Raw genomic sequence first — 17,430 nt, 5'->3', positions numbered from 1 at the left:
TTTCATCCCCCTTTATTATCTACAAGGCCATATTTTTGCATCCTTTTCCCAAAGCCATTTGTGTTCTTCTACATCTATTCTGTCTGTCCAAGGATTATTTTCAAGATGTCTAATCATCCAGCAATAGTACATTGCATAACCAGGAGCTGATGTTTGAGGATGAACATCTCCACCAATTATTGTTGCAAAACTATTATCAGATATTTTATATGCATCTTCTCCATTCAAACACAATCCGAAACCTTGTGGTTTATCAAATTTATAAAAATAAACTTCAGGTTGTGGATGATAATGTGGTGGATAACTTGACCATTTACCTGGATATGTTATAACTTCTCCCATAACCATATTAGAATATGGTGCATTATTATAATCAAATACAGTTCTTACGACTCTTCTTGCTGTTCCCCCCCAAGTTCCTTCCCCAAAAATGTCACTTCTACAATCACTTGGTGAATAGAATTTAGACGTAAAATCTTCTAAATTCTCAGTACTTTGAACTATTATTTCACACTTTTCAAACACCTCTATAGAAACTCTTGTATTTCTTGGAACGTGTAAACAGCATGGATCTTCATCAAATACTGATTTTCTTTCCATTTCTCTTGAATTTTCAAGCCAGTTTATTTTAATTTTTCCTGTCAGAAGTAGTATTGCTAATTCTTTGTTGCTTTCTAAATACTCCTTCTTTTCCCCTTCATTTAAATTTTCAACTGTTATATCCATTAACATTTCTTTATTTTTACCATTAACTTCGCATAAAATATTTTCTCCATGCTCTAATTTATCTAAATTATGAACCATTTTATTTTTACCTCCTAAGCTCTAGCAATCATTTCTCCATATTCTTCTTTTTCTTCTTTTATAAAGTTTTTTATATCATCTACAGTTGGCATATCCTTTGAGCAACTATGGCTAGCTACTAACATTGCTGCTGACGCACTTCCAAATTCTAAAGCGTCCATTATATCCCAATCTTCTAATATTCCATATATAAATGCTGATGCATATGCATCTCCACCACCAAAAGATTTAAGTAATTTAACAGGAAATGGCTTGATTTTAAATGAATTTCCATCATTAGTGTAGGCAGTTGAACCATCCTTTCCATGTTTAATTACAACTATTTTATTGCCATAATTTAACCATCTTTCAGCTGTTTCTTTATCTGAACTATGTCCTTTAATAATTAGTTTTTCCATCAAATCAAATTCTTCTCTTGAACCCATTACAATATCACTCTGTTTTCCAACAGTTGAATAATATACAGCTATTTCATCATCACTTTTCCAATTATAAGATCTATAGTCTACATCAAAGATTACAACTGTATTATTTTTTTTAGCAAGTTCTAATGCTTTTAATACAGCTTCTCTTGATGGGCTTTTTGCAAGAGCTGTTCCTGATATTACTATTGCTTTAGTATTTTTGATATACTCTTCATCCACTTCGTCAACATTTAATTCTAAATCTGCAACTCCTTCTCTATACATTAAGATGCTACTATCAGTTGGACTTGCTATTTCCGTAAATGTTAACCCTAAATTTTCTCCACTATTCGAATACTTTATTTGAGAAATATCTATCCCTTCATTTTTAAAGAAATCAACAACAAATTTTCCAAATTGATCATCTGATACTTTACCAATAAATCCGACTTTTTTTCCTAATCTTGAAACACCAACTGCTATATTTGCTGGAGATCCACCTAGATATTTTTTAAATGTTTCACTTTCCGAAAGTGGTCTGTTGATATCAACTGGATTAAAATCAATTGCAACTCTTCCTATAGGTACTATATCTAGTTTTCTTGTTTCATCAAATTTAATATATTTCATTTTCAACTTCCTCCTTATGCTTTATTTATGCTTCCAAATATTTCAATGTGTTTTCTTATATTTTTATACGCTCCATCAATTTCTGCTTGATGCAACTTAAAATAATCATAATCATCTAATTCATCATTTAAATTTTTTACACTTTCCTTTACTGAATTAAAAGTAGCTGTTGCAATATTAATCTTTTTAATTCCCATAGTTGCACATTTTCTAAAATCGTTTTCAGAAATTCCAGAACCTCCATGAAGTACTAGAGGTACTTCTAAACTACCTTTTAATTTATCAAGTATATCAAATCTTAACTTTGGCTCTCCTTTATAAATTCCATGAGCATTTCCTATAGCTACTGCAAGAGCATCTACTTTAGTTTCATTGAAAAATCTCACAGCATTCTCTACATTTGTTACTTTTATATTTATATCCTTACTTCCATCTTCACTTCCACCAACTTGTCCAATTTCAGCTTCAACTGAAGCATTATATGAAGTTGCAACATCTTTTACTTTATTAGTTATCTTTATATTTTCTTCAAGGCTTAAGTGTGACCCATCTATCATTACTGATGTAAAGCCTAAATCTAACGCTTTTCTTATGTTTTCAATTGTTAAACCATGATCAAAATGAACTGCTACAGGCACTTTAGAATTTTCCGCTGCTTTTACCATCATTGGGCCAATTAATTCTAAAGGAGAATGCTTTAATCTTACCTCTGCTATTTGCATTATTATTGGAGAGTTTAACTCTTCCGCTGCTTTTATAGCTCCTAATATCATTTCCATATTAGCTACACTAAAACTCCCAACTGCAAAATTTTCTTTTACTGCGCCCTTTAAAATCGTTTTCATATTTGCTAAAGACATATTTATCACCTCCAAAGTGACTTATATATTTCAACAATATTACCATGTGTAATATTTTTAATAGTATTGCTTGGACTACCGCTTTCAAGAGCATCATCTGCCATTTTATCCAAGTTATCAAAAAATCTTTTCTTATCTATTCCATACTCTTCTAAGCTTGGTATTAATAATTGATTACATAAATTGTTTACAGCTTCAACAAATTCTTTAGCTGCTACTTCATCAGTCATACTATCATGACATATTTTTATTGCTCTTGCTAAATCTGCAAATCTACCATAAGTACCGTCAATTACAAATGTTAAACATTCTTTTAATAACATTGCATTTGAAATTCCATGTGCTACATGAAATAATGCTCCTATAGGTCTGCTCATTCCATGAACTATTGTTACTGATGAATTATTAAAAGCTATTCCACCTTCTAATGCAGCTATAGACATCTGAGTTCTAGCTTCCTCATTATTAGGATTTTCAAAAGCTATAGGTAAGTATTGAAAAATCCTTTTTACTGCTGATAATGCAAATACGTCTGAAAGTGGTTGTGCTTTCCTTGATGTATATGCTTCTATTGCATGTGTTAAAGCATCTATTCCAGTTGCGGCTGTTACGTTTCTTGGAACTGTCATTGTAAATTTAGGATCTATAATTGCTAATCTTGGAAGTAATGAACCTCCTTTTATAAGCATCTTTACGTCATTTTCAGTATCAGAAATGATAGTAAATTGAGTAGCTTCTGATCCTGTACCTGCAGTTGTTGGAATTGCTACTACTGGAGGTAATTTATTCTCTATCTGTTTTCCCATATAATCTGATATCTTTCCATTATATACTGTCATCATTGATATAGCCTTTGCTGAATCTATAGGACTTCCACCTCCGATAGCTATCAAAAATTCACATTTTTCATCTTTATAAATCTTTGTTCCATTTTTTATCATTACATCGGTAGGTTCACCGTTAATTTCTTGATAAATTTTATAACCTATATTTTCTTCATCTAAGATACTTGTTAAACTCTGCACATTTCCTAACTTAACCATAATGTTATCAGTAACTATTAATGCTTTTTCACCAAATGATTTTAGATATTCTTTACTATTTTTCAGAGCATCTTTTCCAGTTAATATTTTATTAGGTGTCATAAAACTATTTGACATTTTAATCACTCCGTTCTTTTTTGGTTAACTTTTGATTAACTTGTTGTTATCTTATGATTTCATTATAAACACATCTATGTAACATGTCAATAATTTCCTTGAAACTTTTTACAATTTTTTGAGTAATTGCTTTCACTTTTAAATTCTTTAGTTTATAATATTTAATTAGTATAATAGTTTTAATTAATTGGAGAGTGAATTTTAATGCGTTCAAAAAGAATTGATCTAATAGAGCAATATATATATAAATATAAGACTATATCTCTTGATAAATTATGTGAGGAATTTAAAATGTCAAAAAACACAATTCGTAGAGATATAGATGTCTTGGTTAACAAAGGTGTAATAAAAAAAGTTTATGGTGGTGTAACTATAAACACTAATAAGGAGCTTTTATCATTTGAAGAGAGAACAATAAAAAATAACTTTGCCAAATCATCAATCGCTCAAGAATGTGCTCAATTTGTTGAAGATGGTGATTGTATCTTTATAGATTCTGGCACTACTACACTTAATATTGTTGAATATTTGAAAGACAAAAAAAATATCACTATATTTACAAATAACCTCAATGCCATTGTGCAAGCGATTCCATATGAAAACATTGAAATAATATGTCTTTCCGGAAAATTAAGTAGAAAAACATCATCTTTTACTGGTTTAAACGCCTCTGATGTTTTATCTACTTATAATTTAAATAAAAGTTTTATAGCTTGTACTGGAATATCACTAGAAAATGGTGTCACAAATACTTCTCCTGATGAATACAAAATAAAAAAAGCAGCTGTTGCCAAAAGTTCTAAATGTTTTTTACTTGTAGATTCATCAAAATTCGATGTTGTATCATTAATGACATTTTGTGATATTAAAGATTTAGATTGTATTATTACTGATACTTATCCACCAAAGAAATATATTGATTATTTTAATAATTATAATATTGAACTTGTAATTGCTAATGAAGAAAATAAAAAGTAGCTCAATGCTACTTTTTATCTTCTTCATTACTTATTTAATTTTGATTATTTTCTTTTATATGCCTTATTTATTAATTACATGATTGCTAATTAAATAATCCATTTCCCAATCTTCAATTTCATCAATTGTTTTAAATTCATAGCCTAATTTCTTATAATTATCAATAATATCTTGAAGCGCTGTAGTGGTGGTTTTTTTATTTTCTAAATCGTGCATCAAAACTACTTCTATTTTATATTTTCCACCATATCTGTTAATATTGCTTTTTATAATATTGCTTGCAACTTGGCTCGCAGTAGCATCACCTGAATCAACTGTCCAATCTAAATAATATATATTCTTGTTTTTCAATTCATTTTTTATTTCATTCAATACATTTGGATTACAAATTGTATTAGTTGATCCTCCTGGCATTCGCACCATATTATAATTTTTTTGTTTTCCTATAGTCGTATTTATTGCTTTTATACAAGAGTTTAAATCTTTAATATAGTAATCTTTTGATGAATACAATTCCCTGTAAGCATGATTGTTACAATGAGGTATTATTGACATATTAAGATCCGATAATCTTTTCATCGTAACTTTATTTCTATTTACATTTGTTCCCACAACACAAAAAGTAGCTCTTACTTTATTTTCACTTAATACATCTAATATAGCATCGGTATTGTTTAAAGATGGGCCATCATCAAAAGTGAGGTATACTATTTTTCTCTCATAATTTTCAGCTGCTCTAACATCATATGAATAAATTCCAATTGATAAGGCTATAATCATTAGTATTAAAAAAAATTTCGATTTTTTGTTCATTAAACCACCCCTTTCCTACACTATTTATAGTTTGTTCAAAAAAAAAATATATATATTAGTAATTACAAGGAAATTTTAAGTGAAGCTTTGTTATTATCTATACTTTACTTGTTATTTTTTTGAATATAGCTTATACTAAAAATGTTTTAATATATATTTAATATAGAAGCGGAGAGATTTGACTTGAAAAAAAATTTAATTTTAAAAACCCTTATATTAACACTTTCTCTTTCTTTATTTAGCCCATTAACTATGGCAAGCTATGCTACAGATACTAAAAAAACTGAATCTTCAACGCAAGGTTTACCTAATATTAATGCACAATCAGCTATAACTATTGATTTAGAGACTGGGGAAGTAATTTATTGTAAAGATGCCGATAGCAAAAGATATCCAGCTAGTACAACTAAGCTTTTAACTAGTTTGTTATTCGCTGAAAATAAACAAAAAAATGATGAAATTGAATATACAAAATCAGCAAAAGAACAACCTGAATATTCATTAAATATCAATTATATGCATAATACTATGCAGGTTGGTGATAAGATGTTAGCAGATGATGTCATGAAAGGCTTATTGCTCTTTTCTGCAAATGATACTGCATACATGATTGCAGATAATGTTGCCGGTAATTCACAAAGTTTTGCTGATTTAATGAATAAAAAAGCAAAAGAACTAGGTGCTAATAACAGTCATTTTATTACTGCTAACGGATTACACGATGACAATCATTATACCACAGCATATGATCTTTCATTAATTGCTAAAGCAGCCTTTGCAAATCCTTGGGTAAGAGAAACTATGGAATTGAAAACTGCTCCTATAGATATAAAAAATTCTAAAATTATATTAGAAAATAGAAATTTAACCTTAGGGAAAAATGGTAACATTGCCGGAAAAACTGGTACAACTAATGCTGCAGGTGGTTGCTTAGCTACTGTCTATGACAGAGATGGCAGACAATTAATAGGTGTTGTTCTTAAAAGTAAACAAGTTGACAATGCAGATATGACAAAATTTAATGACATGGATTCAATTATGGATTACAGCTTTGCTGCTACTAAACAAACATACAAGTCAAAAGGTAACGAAGTTGGAACTACAGATTTACAATATAAGCCATTTGGGTTTTTCGGACCAACAAAGACTATCACTGTACCACTTAAATTAACTCAAGATGTGTCTTATTACCCAAATAGTATAAACGATGCTGAATCTCAAATCACATATAACCAAGCAAATAATGCTAGTGCATGGAAACTACTTTTTAATAAAAATACTAAATTAACATATTCAACAAGAAATCATTCAGAAGAAGTTACTGGAACAGTAGATATTTCATTAGGTTCAATTATAAAAGACAATATACTTATATATATTTCTACCTTAGTAGTTATAGGAATTGTTGGTACTTTAATTGTTCTTATTAGAAATATGATTTCTAATTCAAGAAATAGAAGAAGTCGTTATAGAAGAAGAAGATATTAATCTATATTGGTGAACAACTTATTCTAAATTATAAAAAATTTAATTAACTAAAATTTAATCTAAGGTTATCTGTAGAGTTTCTCAATTCTATAGATAACTTTTTTATATACTTTAAATATAATGTTCTATTATTATAAAGTAACCTATTCCTCTTAAGAATAATATAATACAATAATACATTTCTTTCTTATTTTCAAGTCATTATAATACATTTTTATTTATTCTCCTTTTTATGAATTTTATGTAATAGATATATATATTAAAACATGATATAATCAGTAAGAAATTATTTAAATATGTATATGTGTAACTACACTTTACAACAATATTTTTATAATGCAATTAACCTTAAAGGAGGATCATACATGGATAAAATTGATTTTGAAGGCAGTGTAATATTAAATCCAGTTCCTGTTGTTTTAGTTACCTCAAGAAATAAAGAAGGAAAAACTAATGTATTTACAGTTGGATGGACTGGAACTATAAATACAAAACCTCCTATGCTATATATTTCTATAAGACCAGAAAGATTATCTTATGAATACATAAAGGAAACTTTGGAGTTTGTAGTTAATTTACCTAGTTCTGATTTAGTAAAGGCAGTTGATTATTGTGGAGTTAGATCAGGAAAGAAAAATGATAAAATAAGCGAAATGGGATTTACTTTAAAAGAAAGTCACCACATATCTGCACCTTTCATAGATGAATGCCCAGTAAATATTGAATGCAAAGTAAAAAATATAATTCCTCTTGGTACCCATGATATGTTTATTGCAGAAGTTGTTGGCTCTCACGTAAATGAAGACCTATTAGATGAAAAAGGTAAAATTCATTTTGAAAATGCAAATATGATATCTTACTGTCATGGAGAATATTTTCCATTAAGTAAAAAACCAATCGGTTCTTTTGGCTTTTCAGTTATGAAGAAAAAAACTAAAAAACGTAGAAGATTTGAAAACAAAAAATCTAAGTAGCAATACCTACTTAGATTTTTTCTTATATATATTAAAAATTGAAATCTACATTAAAACTATGTACTGTATAACTAAATCAATTTATAAATCATATTACAATATATACACTATTCCATTAAACTTTTAAACCCTTTTCCAAGAACTTCACTTGTTTCATTAACTGTAACAAATGCTTCTGAATCATTATTTCTAATAAATTGTTTTAATTTAATAAATTGGCTTCTAGTTAATACTGTTAAAATAACACAATTATCTTTACCAGTATATCCACCCTTCCCATAAAATACTGTACATCCTCTATCTATATCCTTAATAATATAATCTGATACTATCTTTTCCTTGTTTGTAAAAACCATAACTTGCTTTGATACATTAAGTCCATCTATGAATTTATCTATTAAAGTTCCAGTTAAATAAACACTTAATAATCCAAATAATCCAAGTTCTACTCCAAAAGTGCACATTGCGAGCAATATTACAATAGAATCAGAGATTAATAGTGCTTTCCCAAAATCCAAATGAGCATATTTATTTAATAATTTTGCTGTTATACTTGTACCTCCAGTTGTAGCATCTTGAGTGAGCATTATCACAGTTCCTAATGCTAAAAGAGCACTTCCAAATATTGAAGCAAGCATTAAATTATTTGTGAGTGCAAATGTTTTATAATGCTTTTCTATTATAGATAATACAATAGACAAACTAAATGCCGCGTATGCACTTTTTAATCCAAAACTTCCACCAATGAGTGCAAATGCCAATATGAATAATATAATATTACATACTATCATTACTATTCCTGTTTGAATTCCTAGCATATTATTAATTACTAATGCTAATCCAGATACACCACCGCATGCTATTTGATTAGGAAAAAAGAAAAATTCAAATGAAAACACAATTATTGCTACGCCTAATGTTATGATTCCATATTCTTTTAATATTTTCATTTCTGCCTCCTTAGTTATTTTACTTATTAATCTAATGTTTTCCTTAACATACATTATATATTAACATATAATTAAATTTATCCATACATTTATTTTGCTTCAAATTCTCATTTTATATAAAACAAATAAAAAAATAAGGTTTGCTAGGTAAAATTCCTGCAAATCCTTATTTTAAAATAATTATATAATATTTTTTACTAATTTTTATTTTATATATGTAAAATATATGATGCTAAATTATATATAATTGGTGCAATAACGACTGTCATTATCCCCGCAATTCCTATAGAAAGACTGCTCATAGCACCTTCTACTTCACCAATTTCCAAAGCCTTACTAGTTCCTACCGCATGAGATGCAGTTCCCAAAGATACTCCAATAGCTACTCTGTCTTTTATATTAAATATCTTGCATACAGTTGGTCCAATTATAGCTCCAATTATGCCTGTAATTATAATTGCAAGTACTGTTACTGGTATTAATCCTCCGAGTTGTCCACTTACTGCTATTCCTATAGGTGTTGTAACTGATTTAGGTATCAATGACTTAATAACACTGCCATTTAAACCAACTAAAGATGATACAACAATTACAGATAATATTCCTATAACACTTCCCATGAATATCCCTATCAAAATTGCAGCCGCATTCTTTTTTAATAAATCAAGTTGTTTATATAATGGTACTGCAAGTACTACAGTTGAAGGTCCAAGGAACATATTTATGAATTGGCCACTTTTATTATATGTATCAAAATCAATTTTGAATGTGAATAAAAAACCTATTATAAGTACTATAGCCAAAAGTAATGGGTTTAAAATAGGCATTCTTGTATATCTATTAATTAGTATTCCTATTTCAAATGCAGCTATTGAAAGTACCAATCCAAATAAAATATTGTTAGTTATTACTTCCAATAGTTTCACCTTCTTTCATTCTAAAATTCACTTCATCTGTTACTAAATTAGCTGATCTTTCTTTTGTTCTTTTTGAAACTGCTTGCACTATTACACCTGTTGATCCTATTATAATTACTGTTGTCGAAATACATACTATTAATAATTGCCACCATGTTGATTTTATTATTTGCATTGAAGTCATAAGTCCGACACCTGCTGGAATAAAAAAGAATGATAAATGATCTAATAAAAAATTTGTTACATTTGAAATATCATCTACCTTAATTATTTTTGTACATAGTAAAACGAATAATATTATCATTCCTAATATATTACCTGGTATTGGGAGATGTAATGCTGATGATAGTAATTCTCCTAAAAGATAAATACCAAGAATAATTAATGCTTCCCTAAATAATTTCATAATTTTCGACCTCCTATTATTATAATTTACCACCATTATAGCAATAAGTAAAACCGTTTATTACTTTAAGTAAAGGTTCTCTTTTGTAGAAATATGACTGTATTTTAATCTTTTAATCATATATTGCCTTTTAATTGGTCAGTCCAATTTTTTTAACAAAAAGTTGCACTTGCTTTTGATTATCATCTTGATAACCAAAAGCAAGTGCAACCTTTCAAATATAATACTTTTCATTGTAATATTAACTTTTTTCTTTCACAAGTTTCTTCTCAATAAATGCCACAATCTCATACATTACAAATGCAATTATTGATAGAATTACTATACTCATCATTACCATATCCAATTGGGCTACTTGTCCACCGTAAACTATCAAAAATCCTAAACCCTTTTTTGCTACTAAAAATTCTCCCATTATTACTCCTACCCATGATAATCCAACATTTATTTTTAATGCTGAAATGAAAATTGGAACTGAATATGGAAATATCAAATATCTTAGTGTTTGTAACTTTGATGCTCTAAATGTCTTCATGAGCATAATTTTTTCCTTGTCTATTTCATTAAATCCACTTAATACATTTATAATTGTCGTTATAACTGAAATTAACAAAGCTACAACAATTATAGCTTGTATACCATTTCCAATCCAAAAGATTATAATTGGTGCTAATGCTACTTTAGGAAGTGCATTTAGAACTACTAAGTATGGGTCTAATACCTTTGACAAGCTTGGACACCACCATAAAATAACAGCAATTAAAACTCCCAAAATTGTACCTAAAGAAAATCCTAAAATTGTTTCATAACATGTTATTTCAATATTCTGAAATAAGCTTCCATCTTTATATAACGAAATGCAAGATTTAATTACTCTACTTGGACTTGAAGTTAGAAATGGATCGATTAGTTTAAAATCTGCTGCTACTTGCCATAAAGCAATAAAAATAACAAGTATAAGAATTCTTACAATGACAATTTTTCTTTTTGAATCTTTAATTTTTTTTAAATATCTCTTATGTTCTTCACTAATATCATCTTTTTTTTTCAAGTTATTTTGTTGAATTTCTTTTGTATACTTTTCATATTCTTTACTCATTATCTTAATTCAACTCCTTCCACAATCTATTAAAATATCCGCTAAATTGTGGATTTTTTCTCTTTTCAAATGGTGTTAAATTAGATACTGCAAAATTTATTGGAATTTCTACTTTTACTCTTCCAGGTCTTTTTGATAATACTATTACCTTTTTAGAAGTTGAAATTGCTTCTCCAATATCATGCGTTACCATAATTGCAGTTTTCTTTTCTTTTTTTATTATTTTATAAACATCATCACATACTAAAAGTCTAGATTGATAATCTAGTGCCGAAAATGGTTCATCTAAAAAAAGTATTTCAGGGTTTAATGCTAAAGTTCGTATTAATGCAACTCTTTGTCTCATACCACCAGAAAGCTCACTTGGATAATGTTCTTTAAATTTAGTCAATCCATACGTATCTAATAACTCATTTGCTCTTTCTTCTGATTTATTATTTAATTGTTTTTTTATTTTTAATCCAAGTATTACATTTTCCCAAACAGTATACCATTCAAACAAATGATCCTTTTGAAACATATATCCTATTTTGTCTAAATTTTTTTCTATGTCTTCTCCCTTATATAAAGCATGTCCTCCTGATGGCTCTATTAATCCACTTATTATATTAAGCAATGTAGATTTTCCACATCCAGATGGTCCTAAAATAGAAACAAAATCTCCTTCTTCAACTTCAAAATTTATATTTTCTAACGCTTGTGTCTCACCTTTAATAGAATGATAATTCATAGATATATTTAATATTTTTAATAAACTCAAATTAAATCACCACCTTATAATTTTATGTGGCATTTATTTAGGCACATGAAAATAAATAACAATTCCAAAATTGCCATGGATATTTTTTATCAGGCAAGGAGACAAAATGCCATCATAGCGGGTCTATTATAATATTTTGCCGACGTAGCATGATGAAAAATAGACTGGCAAATGGACTTGTTATTTATTTGATTGTGCCTTAATTGCTTGCTGAGCATATGAATTATCTACTATCTTACCAAACTCTGGTCTTTGAGGTATTAAACTTTGATCATAATCCTGAATTATATCCATAAGTCTATTTAAATCTGTTTCTTTAATCTCTGGTGTTTTTGCTATAGCATCAATTTTTTTATAATTATCTATAACAGTCATTATTGTTTCTTTATCTGTACCTGGGAAATATTGAATTATACTATCTGCAACTTCCTCTGTGCTATGATTGAAAAACCATTGTTGTCCTTCATAAATTGCATTTGTGAAATTTTGAATTACCTGAGGATTTTTATCCATATATGATTTTGTGGTAAAGTAGCAAGTATAAGGAATAACTCCAGATTCCTCACCTATAGATGCAAGTATATTTCCAGTTCCTTCTTTTTGAAGAACTGAAGCTGTTGGTTCAAATGAAGCTACATAATCTCCAGTACCACCTTTGAAAGCACCAGCAGTTGCAGCAAAATCTATATTGGTAACCATATTAACGTCTGATTTAGGATTGATATTATTTTTTTTCATAGCATATTCAAAAGCCATTTCAGGAACGCCTCCAGGTCTTCCACCTATAATATTTTTCCCTTTTATATTCTGCCAATTAAAGTTATCATCTTTAGTCCTACCAACTAAAAATGAACCATCCCTTTGAGTTAATTGTGCAAAAAGTACAGGATAATCTTCTCTTCCTTGATTATTAATATAAATTGTCTGTTCCGGTCCACAAAAACCTATGTCTGCCGAATTACTTAAAACTGCCTGCATTGTTTTATCTGCACCTTCTCCAGTCTGTAAGTCAATATCAATTCCATTTTGTTCAAAAAATCCTTGGCTTATCGCAACATACATAGGTGCATAAAAAACAGAACGAGTCACTTCATTTAATCGTACAATAGCATTACCTTTATTACTTGTTTTAGATTTTCCACACCCAAACATGAATGCAGATGTTATAGCTGTCACGCCTGCTAATGCTAAAGCTGATAATATCTTAAAGTTTTTGTTCATTAAGGAAACATCTCCTAATAATATTTCATGCTGTATAATATGAAATTTAATAAAATATTGTTCTACTTACTTAACTTCTTTTAAACAAAGTATTTTGGAATAACTATATAATTTTTTAATAAAAATTAACGCATACAACAAAAAAGATGATTTTTAAAAATATAAAAATCATCTCTTTTGCTTTTAAATTCATTAATAAACATTTATGTCAGATATACAATTATATTATTAAGGCACATAAAAAATAACAAAAAACGATATGCCCTTATTATTTTCCTTCATATCCCTAAAATTAACTTTTATACATTTAATCCTGAATAAGCTTCTTCTCCATGTAAAGTAACATCTAATCCTTCTGCTTCTTGATTTGGAGTAGTTCTTATATTCATTATCAAACTCATAACCTTAAGTATTATAAAAGTTACAACCGCTGCATATAATGCAGTAGCACAAGTTGATATCAAATGAGCTTTTAATAACTCAAAGTTACCATATATTAATCCATTAGCACCTGCTGGATTAATTGATTTTGATGCAAATATAGCAGTTGCTATAGATCCCCAAATTCCGGCTACTCCGTGACAGCCAAAAGCATCTAAAGCATCATCATAACCTAATTTTCTCTTTAATATAGCTATAGCAAAAAAGCTTAAAGAACCTCCAACTAATCCTATGAATACTGAAGATATAGGACCTACAAAGCCAGCCCCTTGAGTTATTGCAACTAATCCCGCTATAGCTCCACTTATTATGCCTAATGCTGTAGGTTTTTTATAAAGAATCCATTCGCACGCTACCCATGCAATTGCTCCCGCTGCTGCCGAAGTATTTGTTGTAACAAAAGCATTAACTGCTATGTAATTCATAGAAAGAGCACTTCCTGCATTAAATCCAAACCATCCAAACCATAAAAGTCCTCCCCCAAGTATAGCCATTGGTATATGATGTGGCTCAGTGCTTGGTCTTTTTCTCTTTCCAATAACTATTGCTGCAATAAGTCCAGAAACCCCTGAATTTATCTCAACAGGATTTCCCCCTGCAAAATCAAGAACACCTAAATTCTTTAACCATCCATTAGTTCCCCATACCCAATGAGCAATAGGATCATAAACTAATGTACTCCATAAAATAATTAATATTAAAAAGGCTGGAAAAGTCATACGTTCTGCAACTGATCCGGAAATAACAGCTGCAGTAATAGCTGCAAACATTAATTGAAATACAACAAATTCTAAATGAGGTATAGTTGCTGCATAATCAGCATTAGGTACAATTCCTACATTTCTTAAAAAACTCCAATCCAATCCGCCAATTATACCTTTTACGTCAGAGCCAAAAGCCAAAGTATAGCCTATAAAAATCCATTGTATAGATATTAAAATAAGTGCTGCATAATTCTGAACTGTAATACTAAGCACATTCTTACTCTTTACCATACCACCATAAAATAAAGCTAAACCTGGCACCATTAACATTACTAATGCTGCACAGATAATTACAAATCCCATGTCTGCGCCATTTAACAAATCCATTTTTATTCCCCCTTGAATAATATTAATCGTTTTTTCAATGTGCCTTATTACTTATATTCTGAAATTCTTTATAAAAAAAAGGCGCATTCACTCCAAAAAGGGTAGATTTATCAACCGATATCTCTTTCCTTTTAAAATGAAAACGCCATTGTTTTCTACAATTTTTTTAATTTACTTATATGATTTTACCTTCATAAGTTTCATATGTCAATAATAAATGTAATATTTTTTTCATTTGTTATTGATCCTTGTATAATTTTATTACAATCTATAATTTAAATTCATTAATCTTTTCTTCAAGTTCTTGTGCCATATCTCTTAAGCTATTAGAACTGCTAACAAATTCTTCCGTTGAAGCTGTTACTTCTTGTGCTGATGCTGTTACTTGTTCTGCTCCAGCAGCTGTTTCTTCTAATATTGCAGATAAATTTTCTACCTTTTGTACAACATTATCCTTCATATTATCTACAGAAATTACTCCTTGTGCTATTCGATTTACTTTCTCTGATAAATTATCTATAGATGAAACTATCTCTGTAAATATTCCTTGTGCTTCTTTTACAGCTTCTTCTTGATTATTTACAGTTTCACTTGTTGCAAAAACTTTGTCAACTGCTAATTCCGATTTACTCTTTATTTCTTTTATTATCTTATCTATATTTTTAGCCGCAACTGAAGTTTCCTCTGCAAGTTTTCTTATCTCATCCGCAACCACTGCAAATCCTTTTCCAGCTTCCCCTGCTCTCGCAGCTTCAATTGCTGCATTTAAGGCTAATAAGTTAGTTTGTTCTGTAATTGTACTTATTGTTTGATTCATTACTCCTATTTTTACTATACTTTCTGAAACCTCATTTACAACACTTTTAACAGCTTCAGTACTTTCTTTAGTTTCATGAGACTTATCTATTACTGTTTCTACAACACTTATACCACTTTGACCTAAGTTATTAGTTTTTGCAGCCATTTCATTAACATTTTCAGTTACTTTTTTTATGTCATCCATTGCACAAGATAATGCTTGAACATTTTCTGATATGTTTTCTAAATTATTAGCTGACTCCATAGTTCCACTAGATATTTGAGTTATTGTTTCACTAACTTGACTCATTGATGATGCTATTTCTTGACTCATATGTGCTGAACTTATTGCATTATTATTTACATTATCAACTGAGCTGTCTACATTTTTTATTAATCCCGCAACATTTTCCTGCATCTTATTAAAACTGTTTTCTAAAATATTAAATTCATAGATAAAACTATCTACATTAATATTCTTATCAAACTGGCCTCTTGACGTTCTTTCCATACCCTCTTTTACAACATTTATTCCTTTACTTATTCTCCTAGCAATTAGTAAAGTTATTATAGATGCAATTATTATTAAACAAATTATAGTTAAAATTGTTGAAACCATAGAAGTATTTTCCGATGACCTTAATTCTTTTGACGGCATTTTTAATATCAATTTCCATCCTGTTAATTCTGATGTTTGGAAATATCCTTCATATTTGTTATTATTATAATCAAATTTAAACTCTCCATTATTATTATTTACGACATTATTCCAACAATTGTATTCTGTTGGTTCTGTTCCTGCAATTTTAGATTTATCACTATCAGAAATAACTACACCACTCTTATCTGTAATAATGAATTCTCCTGTTTGCCCATACTTAATACTTGACAATTGATCTGATAAAGAAGTTAAATCTATGTCAATTGCCATAACTCCAAGACATACATTATCTTTAATCACAGCTTTATATATTGTTATTGCATTTTTACCTGTTAATGTATCTTTATATGGACTGTGTATTGTATATTGATTTGATTTTTGTACAGCTTCTTTATACCATGCTTTTCCTGTAGCATTATAACCTTCTGGAAGTTTTACATCTAATATTTGAAATAACCCTCCCGTATTATCTGAATAATATAAATTTAGTATACTTCCATCTGTATTTTTTATTAACTTCATTTGATCTTTTAAATCAGTGTATGGTGATTCTTCCAAACTTAATTTATTATTTTCTATTAAAGTATCCAATATTTTTTCATAATATATAATCTTATTATTTATTATTCCTTGTCCTATATTACAAAGTAAACTTCCATTCTCATCAAAACTTTTTTCATTTGCCACTTTTAATGTTGTTGTAGAAATTCCTCCTAAAATTAAAACTGGTATAGAAGCCATCATAATAATTGTAATTAACAAGTATGTTTTAATACTTGTTGATTTAGTTTTACGTTGTTTTTTTTTCATGCTTACACCTCATATTTTAACATTATTACTCATATTTACATTATACCCCATAATTATCTTTATTTTTTATTTTTATTCATTTTTAATCATTTTATTATGTAAAACGCTATCATATTGATAATTTATTATTTATTAGCACTAAATTACACTCCTTTCAAAACAACT

The 17,430-nt window shown here is 28.7% G+C and carries 16 protein-coding genes; 3 read left to right on the top strand and 13 right to left on the bottom strand.

Features of this window, described 5'->3' with window-relative positions:
• Nucleotides 1-15: 15 nt before the first annotated feature.
• Genes CLSA_RS05915 through CLSA_RS05900 form a run of 4 tightly spaced genes read right to left on the bottom strand, consistent with a single transcriptional unit; the run spans nucleotide 16 to nucleotide 3,858 of the window.
• Entirely contained in the window at nucleotides 16-804 is a 789-nt protein-coding gene (locus CLSA_RS05915) for a 5-deoxy-glucuronate isomerase (protein WP_022744498.1), read from the bottom strand.
• Between the two features lie 14 nt (nucleotides 805-818).
• Entirely contained in the window at nucleotides 819-1,838 is a 1,020-nt protein-coding gene (iolC, locus tag CLSA_RS05910; protein WP_022744497.1) for a 5-dehydro-2-deoxygluconokinase, read from the bottom strand.
• 14 nt (nucleotides 1,839-1,852) lie between these two features.
• Nucleotides 1,853-2,698: a class II fructose-bisphosphate aldolase gene (locus CLSA_RS05905; protein WP_022744496.1), complete on the bottom strand. Its 846-nt coding sequence runs from the start codon at nucleotides 2,696-2,698 to the stop codon at nucleotides 1,853-1,855.
• Between the two features lie 5 nt (nucleotides 2,699-2,703).
• Entirely contained in the window at nucleotides 2,704-3,858 is a 1,155-nt protein-coding gene (locus CLSA_RS05900) for an iron-containing alcohol dehydrogenase (protein WP_022744495.1), read from the bottom strand.
• A gap of 204 nt (nucleotides 3,859-4,062) precedes the next feature.
• On the opposite strand from CLSA_RS05900, the gene CLSA_RS05895 reads away from it, so the two are divergent.
• Nucleotides 4,063-4,836, top strand: a complete 774-nt coding sequence (locus CLSA_RS05895; protein WP_022744494.1) for a DeoR/GlpR family DNA-binding transcription regulator — start codon at nucleotides 4,063-4,065, stop codon at nucleotides 4,834-4,836.
• A 63-nt stretch (nucleotides 4,837-4,899) separates the two neighbouring features.
• Here CLSA_RS05895 and CLSA_RS05890 read toward each other — a convergent pair whose 3' ends face one another.
• On the bottom strand, nucleotides 4,900-5,649 hold the full coding sequence (locus CLSA_RS05890; RefSeq protein WP_022744493.1) for a polysaccharide deacetylase family protein: 750 nt from the start codon (nucleotides 5,647-5,649) through the stop codon (nucleotides 4,900-4,902).
• Between the two features lie 183 nt (nucleotides 5,650-5,832).
• On the opposite strand from CLSA_RS05890, the gene CLSA_RS05885 reads away from it, so the two are divergent.
• Both CLSA_RS05885 and CLSA_RS05880 read left to right on the top strand, forming a co-directional pair.
• A complete protein-coding gene (locus CLSA_RS05885) occupies nucleotides 5,833-7,137 on the top strand; it encodes a D-alanyl-D-alanine carboxypeptidase family protein (protein WP_022744492.1) in 1,305 nt (434 codons plus the stop codon).
• A gap of 365 nt (nucleotides 7,138-7,502) precedes the next feature.
• Nucleotides 7,503-8,111, top strand: a complete 609-nt coding sequence (locus CLSA_RS05880; protein ID WP_022744491.1) for a flavin reductase family protein — start codon at nucleotides 7,503-7,505, stop codon at nucleotides 8,109-8,111.
• A 107-nt stretch (nucleotides 8,112-8,218) separates the two neighbouring features.
• Here CLSA_RS05880 and CLSA_RS05875 read toward each other — a convergent pair whose 3' ends face one another.
• The 8 genes from CLSA_RS05875 to CLSA_RS05840 form a co-directional block, all read right to left on the bottom strand.
• On the bottom strand, nucleotides 8,219-9,061 hold the full coding sequence (locus CLSA_RS05875) for a YitT family protein (RefSeq protein WP_041716125.1): 843 nt from the start codon (nucleotides 9,059-9,061) through the stop codon (nucleotides 8,219-8,221).
• Between the two features lie 209 nt (nucleotides 9,062-9,270).
• The gene (locus CLSA_RS05870) at nucleotides 9,271-9,978 is read right to left on the bottom strand and encodes an LrgB family protein (RefSeq protein ID WP_022744489.1); all 708 of its coding nucleotides are present in this window, start codon (nucleotides 9,976-9,978) and stop codon (nucleotides 9,271-9,273) included.
• Nucleotides 9,962-10,384, bottom strand: coding sequence for a CidA/LrgA family protein (locus CLSA_RS05865; protein WP_022744488.1), 423 nt, complete (start codon nucleotides 10,382-10,384; stop codon nucleotides 9,962-9,964). Before CLSA_RS05865 ends, CLSA_RS05870 begins: the two co-directional genes overlap by 17 nt.
• Nucleotides 10,385-10,625: 241 nt before the next feature.
• The gene (locus tag CLSA_RS05860) at nucleotides 10,626-11,417 is read right to left on the bottom strand and encodes an ABC transporter permease (RefSeq protein ID WP_041716489.1); all 792 of its coding nucleotides are present in this window, start codon (nucleotides 11,415-11,417) and stop codon (nucleotides 10,626-10,628) included.
• Nucleotides 11,418-11,487: 70 nt separating this feature from the next.
• Nucleotides 11,488-12,243 (bottom strand): ABC transporter ATP-binding protein, encoded by a 756-nt coding sequence (locus CLSA_RS05855; RefSeq protein ID WP_022744486.1) that lies wholly within the window; start codon nucleotides 12,241-12,243, stop codon nucleotides 11,488-11,490.
• Between the two features lie 180 nt (nucleotides 12,244-12,423).
• Nucleotides 12,424-13,464 (bottom strand): ABC transporter substrate-binding protein, encoded by a 1,041-nt coding sequence (locus CLSA_RS05850; protein WP_022744485.1) that lies wholly within the window; start codon nucleotides 13,462-13,464, stop codon nucleotides 12,424-12,426.
• A gap of 299 nt (nucleotides 13,465-13,763) precedes the next feature.
• Nucleotides 13,764-14,996 (bottom strand): ammonium transporter, encoded by a 1,233-nt coding sequence (locus tag CLSA_RS05845; RefSeq protein ID WP_022744484.1) that lies wholly within the window; start codon nucleotides 14,994-14,996, stop codon nucleotides 13,764-13,766.
• Between the two features lie 268 nt (nucleotides 14,997-15,264).
• Nucleotides 15,265-17,265 carry a methyl-accepting chemotaxis protein gene (locus tag CLSA_RS05840; RefSeq protein WP_022744483.1) on the bottom strand — a complete coding sequence of 667 codons (2,001 nt, stop codon included), beginning with the start codon at nucleotides 17,263-17,265 and terminating at the stop codon, nucleotides 15,265-15,267.
• Nucleotides 17,266-17,430 lie beyond the last annotated feature (165 nt).

This window comes from Clostridium saccharobutylicum DSM 13864, from assembly GCF_000473995.1.
Lineage (GTDB): Bacteria > Bacillota > Clostridia > Clostridiales > Clostridiaceae > Clostridium > Clostridium saccharobutylicum.
This window is presented reverse-complemented; position numbering and strand designations above follow the sequence as displayed.